Source organism: Vibrio splendidus (assembly GCF_024347615.1).
Taxonomy (GTDB): domain Bacteria; phylum Pseudomonadota; class Gammaproteobacteria; order Enterobacterales; family Vibrionaceae; genus Vibrio; species Vibrio splendidus.
The window spans coordinates 1,856,962-1,872,790 of record NZ_AP025508.1; the positions used below are offsets into that span (position 1 = coordinate 1,856,962).

Sequence of the window (15,829 nt, forward strand, 5' to 3'; positions counted from 1 at the left end):
ATAAAAGTAGTGTTATGAAACTGAATTTAGCGTCATCTAACCAACGAATTATCATCATTCCATAGGAATGGTGGGATTGTTGATGCGCTTTGTTTATCGAACCCACCCGTAAGGTGGGTTTTTTGTCGCTGTCTTATGGGTTTTATCTGAATAGAGGAAGTCATATGAAAAAGGTCGCGGTTTTTGGCAAGCCTGGGAGTGGAAAGTCCACAATCAGCAAAGCGTTAGCACTAGCTACAGGCATAGAGCTTCACCAGTTGGACTCTATTGTTTATAAGGCCAACGGAGAGTTGGTTGAGCGTGAAGTGTTCGACCTAGCACACGACAACATAATCAATTCTGAAAGCTGGATCATCGATGGTTTTGGCCCTCTAAGCTCATTCAACACACGTTTAGAAGCTGCAGATACTTTGGTTTATATCGACCTTCCTTATCCAATTAGCTACTGGTTTGTTACCAAGCGAATGCTTAAAGGGTTGTTCGTTAAACCTGAAGGCTGGCCTGATGGAAGCTCAGTGATAAAAGGGACGATACAAAGTTACAAGACACTAAAACTGTGCCCGAAATTTTGGAATGACGACTTTAGACTACGGTTAGAATTACGCGCAAAAGAGAAAGAGGTTCACATCATCAGAAGCGTGAGTGAATTGAATAACTTTGTCCGTCAACACGTCACTTAACAGGTGAGAGCTTACCTTTCTTTGAAACGCTTTAATTTGCTCATAACTTCATGAAAATATTTAGATTTAATTCAACATGTGGCATATTTGCCATGTGTTTAATTTGTGCTTTGAGTTAAGGCTATAGATATTATGTATGGAAGTGAGAAGACGAGAGCGTTCTGCTGTAACTGTAAGGAACTTACACTGTATAGGTACACGATGTTCAGTAGCCAAGTGCAAAAGGCACCACAAGCTGAAGATAAAGAACCGAGCTTACTCCAACGAATTTTATCGGAGCTTCTATCTTTTGGTGTAACAGGTTCGGGCGCGACAGGTGATTACAAATGTACCCAATGTGGAACATATCTGAATACACCAGACAACCTCGACTGAGTTTGTAAGTTTGGCTTAGGCAAATAAAAACGGGAAGATCAGCAATGATCTTCCCGTTAGGTATTACTTAACTCATCGTGCTATTGGCAGTTTGAGTGAGAAGCCTTATGCACAACACTTCTTGTATTTCTTACCGCTACCGCAAGAACATGGGTCGTTACGGTTAGGTGTCTTTTCGAACGTCATTGTTTTTGGCTTGTTTAACAACGTGTCGAACTCAAGCGTGTTTTCTTCTTTAGTTGCATCAACAGATACAGTAACAAAGATTGAATGCTCGGCCGCGATTGCTTCAACTTCTGCTTTACGAGCTTCAGTTTGAACCATTACAGCAACTGGTGACTCTTCAGTACCCACTTTAACATCGCGGTTTACATTGTAGCCAGCAAGAACGTGGTTCTGTCTTGTTTCGATACGGCCTTTGAAAAATAGTTTCGACATTGGGTACTCACAAAATTTGGGATGACGCTATTCCTATGCTAGGTAGCGTTATAGAGCGGGGGATTATACGCATATATTCCAATTGATAAAGCAGTGATGTGAGTAAAGATTGTTGGTTTTTGTTTGCTAGCAATTATTTGTTTTATTGCTTTGTTCTAGTCAGACTAATTTTGAAACTCAAGACAATAAGATTTCCCTTAACAGGGCCTCAAGTGATAAATTGAAATCGTCAATTTAAACAACGAGATACCCCATGAAGTTAGATGCCATCCTGTGGGATTACGATGGAACCTTAGTGAATTCAGTTCCAAAGAATATCGCAATTACTAAAGATATTATCTCTGTGGTCGCGCCACGCTTATCAGGTGAGAACTTACCTAAATATCTGCTGAGCGAAGCGCTTTATCATGAAGCCAACCACGGCGCTAAAAACTGGCAAGCCTTATATGTCGACTATTACGGCTTATCCCATGATGAAATGTTGATCGCTGGTGGAATGTGGGCAGAGCATCAAGAGAAAAACCGAACATCTGTTGCCTTGTTTGAAGGAATGGAAACCGTGGTTAATCAGTTTGCTCATCTTCCTCATGGGATCTGCTCTCAAAACTCTCAATTGAATATTCGTGGCGTGCTCGACAGTTATGGCATTGGCGATTTGTTTAAATCGGTAGTGGGCTATGACGATGTCTCGAATGGCCACCAGAAGCCACACCCTTTTGGTGGCGTGAAATGTGTTGAGAACATATTTGGCGCCGATCAGTCTAACGAGCTTTGTTTGATGTACATCGGTGACCATGAAGCGGACACACAGTTTGCTCGCAATATTGAAGCAGCATTGGGTAACAACGCAAAAGTGATTGCGGTGGCTGCCGGTTATAGCCGATCTGAGCCTGAAAACTGGCAAACCAAGCCCGATTATATTGCCAACCATGTCGATGATCTTTTAACGATCATCGGTAAGTATACGTAGAGGTATATAGTTTAAGTACGCTTAAAGCGATCTCTTCACGTACCTAAATAGCTATGTAAAAAATTCGTTATAGCTGAACGATTTTAAGGAAGAATAATGACACCAAAACAAGTGGTATTAGGTTTTTGGGATGCAATGCGCAGTAATGATTTTGCCAAGGCAAGCGAATGGCTAGCCGCAGATTTTGAAGGCTATTGGCCTCAGTCATCTGAACTCACATTAGGGCGCGATAACTTTACGGCAATCAACTCTGAATACCCAGCTAATGGTGTTTGGGAATTCACACTCAATTCGATTGTCTGTGAAGGAGATTCCGTAGTAACGGACGTTTCGGTTACTGACAGTGTATTGAAAGACCGAGTGATTACCTTTCACACGGTTGCTGATGGTTTAATTCAAAAGCAAACTGAGTTTTGGCTAGACTCATTCGAAGCGCCGGCGTGGCGATCGCAGTGGGTTCAGGTTGTATCGAAAAATTAGTTTGTATCGATACGATCAGTTTGTAACGAAAACCCAGGTCGTATCGAACGATCAGGTTTCATCGAAAAATCAGGTTATAACAAACAAGTGGCATTAGGAGGTTTCATTGAGCAAGGTAGTGATTGTAACAGGCGGAAGCCGAGGCATTGGCGCAGCGACGTCTAAATTGTTGGCCAGTAAAGGCTATGCCGTATGCGTTAACTTTATACACAATGAGTCGCGAGCTGAAGATCTAGTGAACGAGATTCGCGAGCAGGGCGGAACCGCGATAAGCGTGCGTGCGGATGTGTCTGTTGAATCGGATGTGAAATCTTTGTTTGAGATTGCTCGTAACAAGCTAGGCCCAGTGACTCATTTGGTCAATAATGCGGGGATCTTGTTTACCCAGTCACCATTAGTTGACATCGAATTGGATCGCTTTGAAAAGGTGATGAAATCGAACGTATCAAGCTGCTTCTTGTGCAGTAAAGCCTTTATCAAACAAGCTGATGGTGCAGGTTCTATTGTGAATGTATCGTCTGCGGCTTCTAGAACAGGTGCGCCGTTTGAATATGTGGATTACGCAGCATCCAAAGGTGCGATGGATTCACTCACCAAAGGCTTATCACTTGAATTGGCTTCACGCAATATCCGAGTGAATGGCGTAAGGCCAGGCTGTATTTATACTGAGATGCACGCAGACGGCGGAGAGCCAGATCGCGTAGACAGACTAGCTTCGCAGTTACCATTACAACGAGGTGGCACGCCAGAAGAAGTCGCTAACTCTATCGCATGGTTATTATCGGACGAAGCTTCGTATGTAACCGGCTCATTTATTGATATTGCTGGCGGTCGATAGGGCTCGTTAGCTTTTACACTAAGATAGACCAGTAAAAACCATAAACACGTAACACAAGTACCTAACTAAAAGAACGAAACTAAGAGTACAAAGATGAAAAACTATTTTGAAAGTCCGTTTGTCGGAAAGTCACTCAAAGAACAAGTGACCAACCCAAACATTATTGTGGGCAAGCACAGCTATTACTCGGGTTACTACCATAACCACAGTTTTGATGACTGTGCGCGTTACCTATTACCGGATAGAACCGACATCGATAAGCTGATCATCGGTAGCTATTGTTCGATTGGTTCTGGCGCAGTCTTCATGATGGCGGGCAACCAAGGCCACCAAAATCAATGGGTGAGTACCTTCCCGTTCTTCTACCAAGACGACGAGAAGTTTGAAGATGCAATAGACGGCTTCGAACGCTCTGGTGATACCGTGATTGGTAACGATGTGTGGATTGGCACAGAAGCCATGATCATGAGTGGTGTTAAGGTCGGTGATGGAGCCATCATCGCAAGTCGAGCGGTTGTGACGAAAGACGTCGCGGCATACTCGATTGTGGGTTCAAACCCAGCGCGTCACATCCGTTATCGTTTCAATGAGACTGAAATCGCTCAGTTGCTAGAAATGAAATGGTGGGAGTGGGGCGAAGAACAAATCAAAGGCGCAATGTCGTTGATGTGCTCTTCAGATATCGATGGGCTTTATCAATATTGGAAAGCGCTTAAGTAATCGCTGTTACCTGAGCACTTTGTCTCATCGCTACCGCTTTAGTTTATCGCTTTGGTTTATCGGGTAAGCACAGCGTAATGAATTAGATACCAGCACCGACTTGGAAGTAGAGGGCGGTATCTTCTTCACTGAACGCAATATCAATCCCTGAAATCAAACCATAGCGTCTTGCGATAAGGTATCGGAAACCGACACCGTAAGCCGCGTGAGAGCTTTGATCAAACATGTCTTTATCGCTGTCACCCGCATAGCCAATTCCCGTAAACACCGCGGTTGACCAACGTGGTGTCCACTGTTTGCTTACTTGAACTTCTGCCGCGACCGTGTGTTCACCTTGATAGCGATTGCGGGCGATACCTCTCAGTTCAATGTCTGGGTAATATTGAGGAGAAAGCACTCGTTCGTTGGTCGACAATGATTTGTACTGTCCTCGCAACGCTAAGTTCCACTCTTTGTTTAACTCCCAATAATTCAGCCCTTCCAAATTAAACGTTTGATAGGTGTAATCACTGCCAATCGCATCACCAAACCAAAGGTATTCCGCGACATAGTTGTATCCTTGTGTCGGATTCAAGAAGCTGTTCTTGCTGTCGTACTCGGCGATTAGACCCAAACCGGAAGAGGTCGGTGACGTGTTGCCAATGTTGTTTAAGATTTCTTGCGCTTTAGGATGATTATTAAGTGAGAGTGTTGGTGCGAAGAACTGTTGAGAAAACCCCAGTAACCATTGGGAGTCGGGTACTCTAAATTGGAGTTTCTGTATCCCGCCCATGCCTTTGAGTCCTAGCTCAACACCTTCGTTTGGATCGAGTGGAGACAAGGCGTTCGGAGAGCTTTGTCTATAAAAGGTCATGTTGATATCGCCATAACCTAATCCACCAAGGTAGCGTATAGAGTCCTCATTCCAACTGCGCTTGTGGCCAACAAAAGCCATCCAAGTGCCATTCTCTGTCGCAAAGCCGCCAATCGCAGTGATTGCAGGGGTGAGAAGCTGGGCGCCACCATCGATGGATTTTTCGGCGAGTTCTTTACGTGTGTTTTTTTGCTCTTCAGATTCGTGCATGAAGATACCAGTGAAGCCGCCACCGTATCCTACCGCAGGCTCTGTAATTAGAATTGGAACAGGAAGAAAACCGTAGGCATTTTCTGCGAGGTATTCTCCCATATCGAGTTGGCCATCAATTTCATCGATAAAGCTGGCGGCGTGTGTCGTCGTAGAAACAAGTATCAGGCTACTTAGTGCTAAAGGTTTAAAGGTCATAACATTCCGTATTATTCACTATCCATTAAATTGAGTGTAATCAATCAAATAGATAGCGCAATAGAACGAGGAGTATTAACCGATATATCTGTTCAAAAGGCGAATGGAACAGCGTTTACTATTGGATAGTTTCTACGTACGTCAGAATATCCAGAGCATCTTGCTTGGTAATTGTCCCTTTCCACGCTGGCATACCTTGTTCTACGTTACCTTCTAAAATGTCATCCGCCAAAGAACTTGGACTGGTAAAAAAGCCGCCTAGTTTATTAGCGATATTGGCGGGCTTGTGTGGCAATGAAGCGGCAGAGGGGCCATCACCGTGTCCTTTGTCGCCATGACACACCCGACAAAGCTGCGTGTATTTGGCTTTACCATTGGCAAAGTGCCTCGCATCGATTTCTGAGGCGGCACTCGCATTAAACGTCATTATTGAAGCGACTAAACCTAAGAAAGCTAACACGTGTAAATGGTTCATGGTTTTCATTGTTTTGTTCTCAATTATTATTTAACAATGAAAGAATAAGCAGATGTGAGTAGAAGAAACGTGAATGGGTAAAGCGGGATTAAGCTCAGTTTAGAAGCAGGTTTAGAAGCACGTTTAGAAATAGGATTAGAAACAAGTTTAGTTGCGGACGAACATCAATGTGACTTGGGTAAATGATTGATTATATGCATATTGCATAGTATGGCGTGTCGCATTAGCGTGGTGGATGAATTGGAGGGGTATTATGATTAGTTGCAACGATTACGATTATATTGAGATTGTGTGTATGCACCGATACCCAATCAAATTAACGCTGAAGTCTGGCGAGCAGATTGAATGTGTCGGATTAGATACTCAACGCAATGATAGCCGTGAAGAGTGCATTAAGGTCAGTATTCAAGGTGTAGAACAACTTGTCGTACTCACTGATCTTTCCACACTAGAAGTCTGTGTCGACAATCCTCATTTTCAGCAGATTTCATTCAAAACGTCATAGGCTTTCAAATGAATAACACCATAGAACAATGCTATTGCACCGCGTGCAGAGAAGACACACAACATGTTGTTGTGTTGGTCAGAAAGACGAGTGCGTTTGCAGACAAACCTAACCAAAAGCGAAGCGAGTTTTGGGCAGGCATGATAAAAGGTTGGTTCCTTGGCCCGTTTATCGCGTCAATGGATGAGTTTTCTCGTCACCTTGTCTGTGAAAAGTGTGGCCATAAAGAGATACAAGATTAGTCGCGTTATTTTACAAAACATTGGATTCAATACAGTTAGATCGTCAATTGGCTTAGGAATAAAACGAATGAAAGTAGAAACGATTGAAGCCGTAAAGGCGTATGGTTTTTCAGTAAGAACCACTAATACCGATGAGATTGACCCAGCCAAAGCCAAGATAGGGCAATTGTGGCAGGGCTTTTTTGACCAAGCGTTTCCAAAATTAACGCCGGATTCAAAAGTGTATGGTGTCTACACCAATTACGAGTCTGACTTTACGGGTGAATTTGATGTCATCGCTTGTACTAGCGCACTCACCGATAACAATTTAGATGCGCTTGTCGAAACCGAAATACAAGCAGGCAAATACTTAACGTTTTCTGCTGAAGGTGAACTCCCTCAAGCAGTGATCGACCTATGGGGTGAAGTGTGGGCGTATTTCAACGCTGCAGATTGCCCACATGTTCGAACTTACGCGACAGATTTTGAATTCTACAAAGGCGAAACTGAAGTCGAGATTTCGATAGCGATTCAATAAGCTTTGGGTTGTCGTTAGTGATAGTCAAATTGAGTCATTAGAAAAAGAGCCGCTCTGTACGAGCGGCTCTTTTTATTGGGGTACACCGCTTTAATGAATTGGGGTACACCGTCTAAATAAATTGCGGTACACCGCTTTAACAAATTGTGGAATATCGTATTAACAAAGGTCAGCTACATCATTCTCATGAAGTAAGGAATAATCAGGGCGTTCGCTAAATCAATGAAGAACGCGCATACCAATGGCACGATGATGAAGGCTTGTGCTGAATGCCCATACTTCTGACTTACTGCCGACATGTTTGCCATGGCTGTCGGTGTTGAACCTAACGAAATCCCTCCGAACCCAGCACATACAACAGCCGCATCATAGGTTTTACCCATTGATGGGAACACGATGAAGATATTGATTATCACCGCGAGTAGCAGCTGCATTGCCAATATCGCGAAGATAGGACCCGCCAAGTCAATGAGCGTCCAAAGCTGCATGCTCATTAGTGACATCGCCAAAAATGTACCCAGGGAGATTTCAGCAATTAAGTCGATAGCGGGCGAGCGTGTCGGCCATTTTGCACCCGAGATTCTAGGGTAGGAGTCTGGCATTACGTTGGTGATCACGATACCCGCAAACAAACACGATACAAACAGTGGAAGCTGTAATCCTGTCTGACTGATCAATTCATTAAGCAACGCGCCGACAATGACACAAATATGGATCGCTAACACGGCGTCTAAAAATTGAAATGATGTGAGGGCTTGTTGTTGCTTTGTGGCATTTGAGTCGATTGAGCCTGATTGCTCATCGGTAGGTTTGAGGTTATGACGCTTGATAAGAAACTTTGCAATAGGACCGCCCATAAGGCTGGCTAAAATCAGCCCGAACGTTGCACTGGCGATACCAATTTCCATTGCGCTTTCTAGGCCGAACTCTTCTGCAACCTTGGGTGCCCAAGCAATCGCGGTGCCATGTCCGCCAATCAGTGAAATACTTCCGCTGAGCAGGCCAAAGACAGGCTCTAGGCCAAACATTGATGCGACAGAAATACCGACGATGTTCTGCATGATCATGAAGAAGATAGTGATTGCTAGCAAAATGACCAAGGGCTTTCCGCCTTTGAACAGATCTTTCAAACTTGAGTTAATACCAATCGTGGTAAAGAAGTAGACCAATAAGACATCACGAGCAAACAGATCAAACTGCACTTCGATTGAGGTCGTCGCGTAAAGAGCCGCGAACAGGAGCGATGCCAAAATCCCGCCAGAGACAGGTTCTGGAATACTGAACTCTTTCAAAAAACCGATGACCTGATTGAGCCTCCGACCGATAAATAGAACCACGATCCCCATGGTCACTGCAAAGAATGACCCGAGATGTAAGATGTTGTTTTCAAATTCCATAGTGATCCTTGTAAAGGTGAAATTATGACGTGATTTTTGATTGCCAGATTGCGCTTTAATAAGCAACTAGATTAACATCATTTGTTATATTCAAATGATAAGAAGTTTTGAAATTCCGAATCGGCAACAAGTTGTTTGTTACCTTCTTCAATCAATAGGTCGACGTTTTCTTTGTCTATCATAAAGTCCGTCGGAATTTGATTGAGTAAGTATCGCTTGGCACTGTTGTCTGATTTATTCAAGCTGATCTCAATGAAGTGGGGAGAAACCTTACGACCTTGATGAGAGGCCAGCTCCGACCAAGACTGCAACTCGTCGACGATCAAATCTTTTGTTGTGTCGTTATAGCGATGCAGCTGGATATCGGTGATGACGTCCACCGTTTGTTTCATGGAAGGCGCTTTAATTGACTCTCCAATGCCAGATTTTGGGTTCGTCGATGCATCAACCGAAATGATGACAATAGGACGCGCGTGCTGGGTGTAGTACAAGTTTTTCAGCTCTTCGTTGTCGTTGTAACGCAAGTATTCAGACATCTCATACACCGACAGCAAACCGAGGTTGTCAGTAATCCCGCCATCCACAAGGTGGAGATAACTCACATCATCCTTATTGCTATATGACTTTAACGACTTGATCAGATTGCGGTTGCGGTAACTTGTGGCTTCAAACGAGGGCTGTAAATGCTCTGATTTGTCACAGTCACTTTTGTTTTCTAGTACCACAGGTGTGAAAACGAAAGGCACGGCAGAAGAAGCCGTCACTGAACTAGATACAGAATAGCTGTTCAAGTCTGAACAAATCAGGTCAAAATACTCTTGTGTGAATGAAAAACGCGAGCCCGTTGAAATGTCAGTTGCGTTAATCACAATGTAGGGCGCATTTTCTCGGTGCATGTCGGCAAACGTGCTTTCACCGAAGATGTTGGCTTTGTAATAGTCGGTGGCTTTGTCTGTTCTGGTGGCGTACGAGAACCAATAACTGGGAGATAAAAGGATGGAAAACAGATCTTTCGAGACTTCGTGATAAAGGAATGCTTCTTCGTAATCTTCGAATATCTGGTCGCCATAGATACCATAATAGGCGGCGGTAAAGCTGCCACCGGATACCGAGCTGATCATATCGACTTCTTCTAACAGATTGACCGTTTCACCATCGATTTCGATGTTTGTGTCGCGCAATGCTTGCAGCACGCCATATGAGAGCGCTGCCGCACGTGTGCCGCCACCAGAAAAAGAGAGGATCAACGTGACTTTGCTATTGGGTTTATTGAAGCTCTTCGCCGTGTAGGCTTGATTCTGCTGCGCGGCAGATTGGCCTGTGTTGGTTGCTTTGTTTTTCGCGCTACAGCCTGAAAGGGCAAGCGAGAGGGCCACTAACAGTGAAACTTTCGCGAATCCTTTAAAATCGGGACTAGGTGTGTTGAACGTGTTCACTTTGTTTTTTGGCATAGCGCATTTCAAACTAACGTTGAGGTTGAGTGAAAGGCTATTTTCGTTGATATCTAATATGCCATCAATGGCGCCACCTGTAATTCAGTGTCACGATTTTCATAACAATCTAGAGGTATTCAAGCTTATTTAGAACTGTTTACAGTCATCTCCAGGAATCTAGAGTGCTCTTCGGTAATCTAGGGTTATCTTCAGCAATTTAGAGTTATTCCCAGAAATTTGGAGTTATCTCCTGCAATTTATAGATACTTACTGGTATCCAAAAACACAATCTTGCTTGGTTTCATTCCACAAAGGGTATTGCTTCATGACTTGGGTGTAGAGCTTACTTTCCAAGTGCGCTCTTAACCAACGTCCTACGTTTTGGTATTCCGATTTCACAAACCACTTCTTTTCGACCCGCACAAACTGGCTGACAAAAGGCATCACCGCGAAGTCAGCCAAGCTTGGGGTTTCTCCGAAAAAGTAGGGCTGATCGGTGAGTAGCGCTTCTAACTGACTAATGAACGCTTCGCAGGCTTGTCGACGTTGTTCAACATCGATGTTTCGGTAACGAACAGACGCTCTGTACTTTTCTAAGTGGGCAATAAAATCTTCATCGTTGGTTTTGATGAGCTGGTGGACTTGTTGGCTCAGTGTTGGATTACTTGAACGCAGAAGATCTTGAGGATCGTTTTGCTGAAGTGCCCAGTTCATCACATCCAAGCTCTGCTCAATGATTTGTCCGTCTGGTAACACCAATACCGGAACAGTACCTTTTGGCGAACTGGCCAATAGTTCACTAGGCTTGTCTTTGGTAACGATTTCTCGAAGTAACACTTTTTGCTGTGATAGTGCGATGCCTATTCGTCCGCGCATGGCGTAAGGGCAGCGACGTAAAGAATAAAGGATAGGTAAATCGGATTCGTTTGGCATTATTGAGGTCATTTAGTTTGAAAAGTGTTGTTAGGTGGTAAAGAGATCGTGATGTAGGTAGAATACGCGGCTTAAAAATTATAAGTAAGTGAGCGACTTCAAAAATGAGCAGAAAGATTGAGTTATTAGCCCCAGGTGGCGATGTAGAGGCGATTAAAGCAGCTATCGTAGCGGGTGCTAATGCGGTTTATTGCGGTTTAGACACCTTCAACGCTCGTAACAGAGCCTCTAACCTATCGTTAGATGAGTTGAATGGTGTGATTCGCCTTGCTCATGAATACGGTTGTGAAGTGTTTCTGACTCTTAACGTTGTGCTGCTGGAGCATGAAATTAAGAGCATCACTAAACTGTTGAACCAACTTGTGAACACTAAGCTTGATGGCATCATCGTCCAAGATCTTGGTTTGTTCGATTTGGTGAAAAAGCATTTCCCATCGTTAGATGTTCACGCATCGACTCAGCTGACTACGCACAACGAAGGCCAGATTAAGTTCTTGTCTAAAATTGGCGCAACACGCGTTAACTTGTCTCGTGAATTGAACCTACCAGAAATCAAAATGCTGACGGAAGTAGCACACGATCACGATGTTCTAACCGAAGTGTTTGTACATGGCGCTTTGTGTATCGCATTCTCTGGCCAATGTTACTCGAGCTCAGTAAGTGTGGGTAACTCAGGTAACCGTGGCCGTTGTAGCCAAGCATGTCGTGATGAATACGAAATCACCGATGCAGGAAACAAGTTTCCACTGAACCTGAAAGATAACTCTGCTTACTACGACCTACCTGAATTGGTTGATGCGAAAGTCGACTCATTGAAAGTTGAAGGCCGTATCAAAGGCGCACACTACGTATACACAGTGGTTGATACGTGGCGCAAACAGATTGATAGCTTTGTAGAAAGTGGTTTGTTGATCGAAGACGATTCAAACCTGCACAAAGTATTCAACCGTGATTTCACCAACTCTTTCCTTAAGGGCAACCTAACGAAAGACATGTTCATTGATAATCCTCGTGACAACAGCATGAACTACGCCGTTGATAAAGCGACGAAAGAGAACAATGAAATCTCAGTCGTACAAATTCAAGAAGTGACCAGTGATCTTTATGAAGCGAAAAATGCCCTAGGCAGTGAAATGCGTGACAAGATCGAGTTCCTTGATATTCGTAAAACACCCGTGTCATTGTCGTTTAACGCTAAGGTGGGTCAACCATTTACGGTGACAGTGAACACACCAAAAGAAAACTTTACGGTTCAATCTCAATCATTATTGGCAACAGCTAAAGAGACTGCGATTACTCAGGCGTTACTTGAAAAGCGTTTCAAGTCAGTGAAGAGTGCGGTTCATACGCTTGAAAACTGTAATTACGACAACTTAGATGAAGGTCTGATTCTTCCTTTGAAAGAAGTGTCGGTCTTAAAAGACGAAATCGATTTCATCTTAAACGGTTCTGTGAAAGTGATTAAGCACGTTGAAGTGCCAGCACTGCCTCAGCAACCAAAGGTTAACGAGAAGCCAACCATGTCGATGCTTATCGCTGATGTGGAAGACTTGCACCTGTGTGACGTAACTGACGCGGATGTTTACTTCAAACTGCCTGAAAGCTTCAAGAAGCGTTGTAATAAGTACATCGACATCCTGGCAGCAAACCCACGTTTGATTCCTTGGTTCCCAGCAGTATTGATCGGTAAAGATTACGACGAAGCGGTTCGTATTCTTGAAGAGATCAAGCCAGCTCGCATCGTAACCAACAACACGGGTATTGCTTACAAAGCTTACGAAATGGGTATCGAGTGGGTTGCTGGCCCATTCATGAACACCACGAACTCTCACGCACTGGTTACGCTGAAAGAAGAGCTGAACTGTGCTGGTGCTTTCATTTCGAACGAGATCAATAAAGGCCAGATTCGTCATATTCGCCGCCCAGAGAACTTCAAACTGTTCTACAGCATCTACCACCCAATCTTGATGATGACCAGCCGCCAGTGTTTCTTCCAAAGAACCGTGGGTTGTAACAAGCCAAGCATCGAAGCGGGTTGTATGTTGAAGTGTGAGAAAGCGACCACGATTACCAACGTGAAAGGCATCTCTTTCGCGGTTGATAAACAGAAGGGTGGCTACCCAAGCATTTACAACCATGAGCAGTTCTTAAATCATGACGCTGTAACGGATTTCTCAGGTCTGTTTGACGAGTTCTTCATTGACCTGACCAACATCGGCGCGGGTTCGAAAGAAGTACAAGACAAAGTAGAGCTGATTAAACATTTCCAAGGTTTGATTAACGGTGTTGACGGTTCACAACAGAACCTAGAGCAGATGGTTGAAGTTCGAACTAATGCTCAGTACGTTCAAGGTTTATAGGGTGCAAGGTCTATAGGGTTCAGGTTTGTAGGTCTATAGATTTATAGGCTGCACGGCTTATAGCTTCTAAAGCAAAGAGCGTTCAGCTTCAAGGTCTATAAGTCTTAACCGTTTATAACCGCTTATAAACACTTTGAACCAATAAACAAAAGGCCACTCAATCGAGTTAATGCCGATCGTTTAAGAAGACTTGAACGATCTTGCAGTTAGCAGATAATCCCCATCAACAACGTTGATGGGGATTTTTTTATGCTTGAACAAGAATTAGCAATGGCACACGAGACCATTGAAGATGCCGACAATTATGAATCTGTCGTCGACGCCATTCAGATTGAGTGGATAGAACAAGCTCTTCTTGAAACCAATAAAGCGAGCATAAGACGACGTCGGCTTCCCGCTCAGCAAGCTGTCTGGTTAGTTATTTGGATGGGGCTGCAACGCAACATGTCTATCAAAGAGGTATGCAGTTCATTAGACATTGCGCTTCAGCCTAAACCTGAAGATAGCTGGTCTCGTGTTGCACCTAGTGTCCTAACTGATTCACGCCGACGTCTAGATGAGAGTCCATTAGCGGCTCTGTTTCACACAACGGTAAAGGCTTGGAACGGAGATATCCTTCAACAAGATAAAGACTTGGAGCTTAATGTTCTTGCTGTGGATGGAACAACATTTAGGTGCCAAGATTCCCCAGAGAACGCTGAAGAATTTGGGTTCATCTCTAAAAAATTGAAACCTTACCCTCAACTTCGTTTAGTCGCTTTGATGTCAACAGAAACTCGAATGATTATGGGGGCGGCTTTTGATGGCTGTCATGTCGGTGAAACGACCTTAGCTAAGCGTCTATTCAATGATATCCCCGCACATTCATTGACCTTATTTGATCGTTGTTATTTCTCGGCAGACCTCTTGTTGTCGTGGCAAGAGAGTGCGGAAAATGCTCACTGGTTAATGCCGGCAAAACGTAAGCTACGCTATGAAGTGTTGGAGAAATATGCGGAGAACGACATGCTCATCTCAATGCCCATATCTCCTCAAGCTCAACGGCAGAATCCGAATTTACCCGCACGTTGGGAAGCTAGATTAGTCCTATATCAAGAGCCAAAAGGTGAGATAAAAGGTTTTATTACTTCACTTACAGACCCTAGTAGATACTCGCTAGAAAGCCTGCTGCGTATTTATTGGCAACGCTGGGAGATAGAAGAAGGTTATGGTGAAATTAAACAGACTCAACTGCAAAGTCACGTCACTTTACGAAGTCGTTTTTCTGCCGGTGTGAAGCAAGAGCTTTGGGGCGTATTACTTGCCTATAACTTAGTGCGATTAGAGATGGTTAAGATAGCTTCAGAAGCCGGGGTTCGAGCGACTAGGGTCAGTTTTACCGCCGCAATTAACCTTATTGATGCGCAATTACGTTGGTTAGCTTTAAGCCCAGACGGAACTCTACCTGTAAAACTGAAAAGGATGAGAGACAGTTTGAGTCACTTCATTCTTCCAGATAAAAGAAAGGACCGAACGTTTCCACGTTCAGTCCTCTTTGTCCCAGCCAAATATCCGTTCAGGTTCAAGCAATAATGCTTATCCGAACGGCATTAACTCAATCGAGTGGCCTTTTTGTATCTGAGTATTTTGAATCAGCGAATACGTTATTCCGTCACGGCTTCTTGTTTGAAGCATGGGCTTTTCAACGTGTTCATCTTTTCAATTTCGTTGGTTAAGCGCAGCGAGAGCAGGGCTTTTTGGTTTGAAGCAAAATCAAACATCACGATAGTCGCGGTGCCTATGGTCGTCAGTTTCTGCTGAGTTTTACTGACAATCGCGTATTCCATGGTGAATCGGTCATCTTGAATATCAGTGACACGAGAGCCAATCATTAAGGTATCTGGATACGTGACTGGGCGGAAATACTTACAGTAAGTGTCACCAAGAACAGGGCCAACTTTGGTAATCGCCATCTCTTCCATCAGCTCAACGTGCTTAAAGAAATCTAAGCGAGCGGTTTCGAAATAGCGAAAATATACGGCGTTGTTAACGTGATTGAGTGCGTCCATTTCTCCCCAAGCGACTGGGATTTCTGTTACTACCGGGTAGTCAGATAATAGTGCTTCCATGCGAACTCTCTTATTGTTATCTGTATAGTTAATGTTATCTGGGTAATTAATGTCATCTGCTTATCCTTCATCGGGATAAGTTGTTATTGGAATAAAA

General features: G+C 43.9%; 18 protein-coding genes. 11 read left to right on the plus strand and 7 right to left on the minus strand.

What is annotated here, in order from left to right:
- The first annotated feature begins 164 nt into the window (after positions 1–164).
- Positions 165–680 carry a P-loop NTPase family protein gene (locus OCU90_RS08375; RefSeq protein ID WP_061024733.1) on the plus strand — a complete coding sequence of 172 codons (516 nt, stop codon included), beginning with the start codon at positions 165–167 and terminating at the stop codon, positions 678–680.
- A 132-nt stretch (positions 681–812) separates the two neighbouring features.
- A complete protein-coding gene (locus tag OCU90_RS08380; RefSeq protein WP_061024731.1) occupies positions 813–1,055 on the plus strand; it encodes a hypothetical protein in 243 nt (80 codons plus the stop codon).
- Positions 1,056–1,160: 105 nt separating this feature from the next.
- On the opposite strand, the gene OCU90_RS08385 is transcribed toward OCU90_RS08380, so the two are convergent.
- A complete protein-coding gene (locus OCU90_RS08385) occupies positions 1,161–1,493 on the minus strand; it encodes a PBPRA1643 family SWIM/SEC-C metal-binding motif protein (protein ID WP_004733856.1) in 333 nt (110 codons plus the stop codon).
- Between the two features lie 253 nt (positions 1,494–1,746).
- Between OCU90_RS08385 and OCU90_RS08390 the strand changes: the two genes are divergently transcribed.
- The 4 genes from OCU90_RS08390 to catB all read left to right on the plus strand — a co-directional run bounded on the left by OCU90_RS08390 (position 1,747) and on the right by catB (position 4,501).
- On the plus strand, positions 1,747–2,463 hold the full coding sequence (locus OCU90_RS08390; protein ID WP_061024729.1) for an HAD family hydrolase: 717 nt from the start codon (positions 1,747–1,749) through the stop codon (positions 2,461–2,463).
- Between the two features lie 96 nt (positions 2,464–2,559).
- Positions 2,560–2,943, plus strand: coding sequence for a nuclear transport factor 2 family protein (locus OCU90_RS08395; protein ID WP_061024727.1), 384 nt, complete (start codon positions 2,560–2,562; stop codon positions 2,941–2,943).
- 106 nt (positions 2,944–3,049) lie between these two features.
- A complete protein-coding gene (locus tag OCU90_RS08400; protein ID WP_004733853.1) occupies positions 3,050–3,781 on the plus strand; it encodes a glucose 1-dehydrogenase in 732 nt (243 codons plus the stop codon).
- A 93-nt stretch (positions 3,782–3,874) separates the two neighbouring features.
- Positions 3,875–4,501 carry a type B chloramphenicol O-acetyltransferase gene (catB, locus tag OCU90_RS08405; protein ID WP_061024725.1) on the plus strand — a complete coding sequence of 209 codons (627 nt, stop codon included), beginning with the start codon at positions 3,875–3,877 and terminating at the stop codon, positions 4,499–4,501.
- A gap of 82 nt (positions 4,502–4,583) precedes the next feature.
- Here catB and OCU90_RS08410 read toward each other — a convergent pair whose 3' ends face one another.
- Together OCU90_RS08410 and OCU90_RS08415 are read right to left on the minus strand one after the other, a co-directional pair.
- A complete protein-coding gene (locus OCU90_RS08410; protein WP_004733851.1) occupies positions 4,584–5,762 on the minus strand; it encodes a BamA/TamA family outer membrane protein in 1,179 nt (392 codons plus the stop codon).
- Between the two features lie 118 nt (positions 5,763–5,880).
- Positions 5,881–6,246 carry a c-type cytochrome gene (locus OCU90_RS08415; RefSeq protein WP_061024723.1) on the minus strand — a complete coding sequence of 122 codons (366 nt, stop codon included), beginning with the start codon at positions 6,244–6,246 and terminating at the stop codon, positions 5,881–5,883.
- Positions 6,247–6,490: 244 nt separating this feature from the next.
- Here OCU90_RS08415 and OCU90_RS08420 point away from each other — a divergent pair, with 244 nt between their 5' ends.
- From OCU90_RS08420 to OCU90_RS08430, 3 genes are all read left to right on the plus strand, one after another.
- Positions 6,491–6,742 carry a Rho-binding antiterminator gene (locus OCU90_RS08420; protein ID WP_004733849.1) on the plus strand — a complete coding sequence of 84 codons (252 nt, stop codon included), beginning with the start codon at positions 6,491–6,493 and terminating at the stop codon, positions 6,740–6,742.
- Between the two features lie 8 nt (positions 6,743–6,750).
- Positions 6,751–6,984: a hypothetical protein gene (locus OCU90_RS08425; RefSeq protein WP_004733848.1), complete on the plus strand. Its 234-nt coding sequence runs from the start codon at positions 6,751–6,753 to the stop codon at positions 6,982–6,984.
- A gap of 67 nt (positions 6,985–7,051) precedes the next feature.
- The gene (locus tag OCU90_RS08430) at positions 7,052–7,501 is read left to right on the plus strand and encodes a GyrI-like domain-containing protein (RefSeq protein WP_061024721.1); all 450 of its coding nucleotides are present in this window, start codon (positions 7,052–7,054) and stop codon (positions 7,499–7,501) included.
- Between the two features lie 173 nt (positions 7,502–7,674).
- Here the strand turns inward: OCU90_RS08430 and gltS are convergent, their stop codons facing one another.
- The 3 genes from gltS to OCU90_RS08445 all read right to left on the minus strand — a co-directional run bounded on the left by gltS (position 7,675) and on the right by OCU90_RS08445 (position 11,195).
- The gene (gltS, locus tag OCU90_RS08435; RefSeq protein WP_054541361.1) at positions 7,675–8,898 is read right to left on the minus strand and encodes a sodium/glutamate symporter; all 1,224 of its coding nucleotides are present in this window, start codon (positions 8,896–8,898) and stop codon (positions 7,675–7,677) included.
- 77 nt (positions 8,899–8,975) lie between these two features.
- Positions 8,976–10,349 carry a patatin-like phospholipase family protein gene (locus OCU90_RS08440; RefSeq protein WP_061024719.1) on the minus strand — a complete coding sequence of 458 codons (1,374 nt, stop codon included), beginning with the start codon at positions 10,347–10,349 and terminating at the stop codon, positions 8,976–8,978.
- Between the two features lie 249 nt (positions 10,350–10,598).
- Positions 10,599–11,195, minus strand: a complete 597-nt coding sequence (locus OCU90_RS08445) for a glutathione S-transferase (protein ID WP_061024932.1) — start codon at positions 11,193–11,195, stop codon at positions 10,599–10,601.
- A gap of 173 nt (positions 11,196–11,368) precedes the next feature.
- Here OCU90_RS08445 and OCU90_RS08450 point away from each other — a divergent pair, with 173 nt between their 5' ends.
- Both OCU90_RS08450 and OCU90_RS08455 read left to right on the plus strand, forming a co-directional pair.
- Positions 11,369–13,624, plus strand: a complete 2,256-nt coding sequence (locus tag OCU90_RS08450) for a peptidase U32 family protein (protein ID WP_017078225.1) — start codon at positions 11,369–11,371, stop codon at positions 13,622–13,624.
- A 249-nt stretch (positions 13,625–13,873) separates the two neighbouring features.
- Complete coding sequence (locus tag OCU90_RS08455) at positions 13,874–15,196, plus strand: IS4-like element ISVbsp1 family transposase (protein ID WP_009845967.1); 1,323 nt, start codon at positions 13,874–13,876, stop codon at positions 15,194–15,196.
- Between the two features lie 71 nt (positions 15,197–15,267).
- Here the strand turns inward: OCU90_RS08455 and OCU90_RS08460 are convergent, their stop codons facing one another.
- A complete protein-coding gene (locus OCU90_RS08460; RefSeq protein WP_016786146.1) occupies positions 15,268–15,732 on the minus strand; it encodes an acyl-CoA thioesterase in 465 nt (154 codons plus the stop codon).
- Between the last annotated feature and the right edge of the window lie 97 nt (positions 15,733–15,829).

Coding starts and splice junctions, on each gene's coding strand:
- OCU90_RS08375 (WP_061024733.1), top strand. CDS start 165: ATGAAAAAGGTCGCGGTTTTTGGCAAGCCTGGGAGTGGAAAGTCCACA.
- OCU90_RS08380 (WP_061024731.1), top strand. CDS start 813: ATGTATGGAAGTGAGAAGACGAGAGCGTTCTGCTGTAACTGTAAGGAA.
- OCU90_RS08385 (WP_004733856.1), bottom strand. CDS start 1,493: ATGTCGAAACTATTTTTCAAAGGCCGTATCGAAACAAGACAGAACCAC.
- OCU90_RS08390 (WP_061024729.1), top strand. CDS start 1,747: ATGAAGTTAGATGCCATCCTGTGGGATTACGATGGAACCTTAGTGAAT.
- OCU90_RS08395 (WP_061024727.1), top strand. CDS start 2,560: ATGACACCAAAACAAGTGGTATTAGGTTTTTGGGATGCAATGCGCAGT.
- catB (WP_061024725.1), top strand. CDS start 3,875: ATGAAAAACTATTTTGAAAGTCCGTTTGTCGGAAAGTCACTCAAAGAA.
- OCU90_RS08410 (WP_004733851.1), bottom strand. CDS start 5,762: ATGACCTTTAAACCTTTAGCACTAAGTAGCCTGATACTTGTTTCTACG.
- OCU90_RS08415 (WP_061024723.1), bottom strand. CDS start 6,246: ATGAAAACCATGAACCATTTACACGTGTTAGCTTTCTTAGGTTTAGTC.
- OCU90_RS08420 (WP_004733849.1), top strand. CDS start 6,491: ATGATTAGTTGCAACGATTACGATTATATTGAGATTGTGTGTATGCAC.
- OCU90_RS08425 (WP_004733848.1), top strand. CDS start 6,751: ATGAATAACACCATAGAACAATGCTATTGCACCGCGTGCAGAGAAGAC.
- OCU90_RS08430 (WP_061024721.1), top strand. CDS start 7,052: ATGAAAGTAGAAACGATTGAAGCCGTAAAGGCGTATGGTTTTTCAGTA.
- gltS (WP_054541361.1), bottom strand. CDS start 8,898: ATGGAATTTGAAAACAACATCTTACATCTCGGGTCATTCTTTGCAGTG.
- OCU90_RS08440 (WP_061024719.1), bottom strand. CDS start 10,349: ATGCCAAAAAACAAAGTGAACACGTTCAACACACCTAGTCCCGATTTT.
- OCU90_RS08450 (WP_017078225.1), top strand. CDS start 11,369: ATGAGCAGAAAGATTGAGTTATTAGCCCCAGGTGGCGATGTAGAGGCG.
- OCU90_RS08455 (WP_009845967.1), top strand. CDS start 13,874: ATGCTTGAACAAGAATTAGCAATGGCACACGAGACCATTGAAGATGCC.
- OCU90_RS08460 (WP_016786146.1), bottom strand. CDS start 15,732: ATGGAAGCACTATTATCTGACTACCCGGTAGTAACAGAAATCCCAGTC.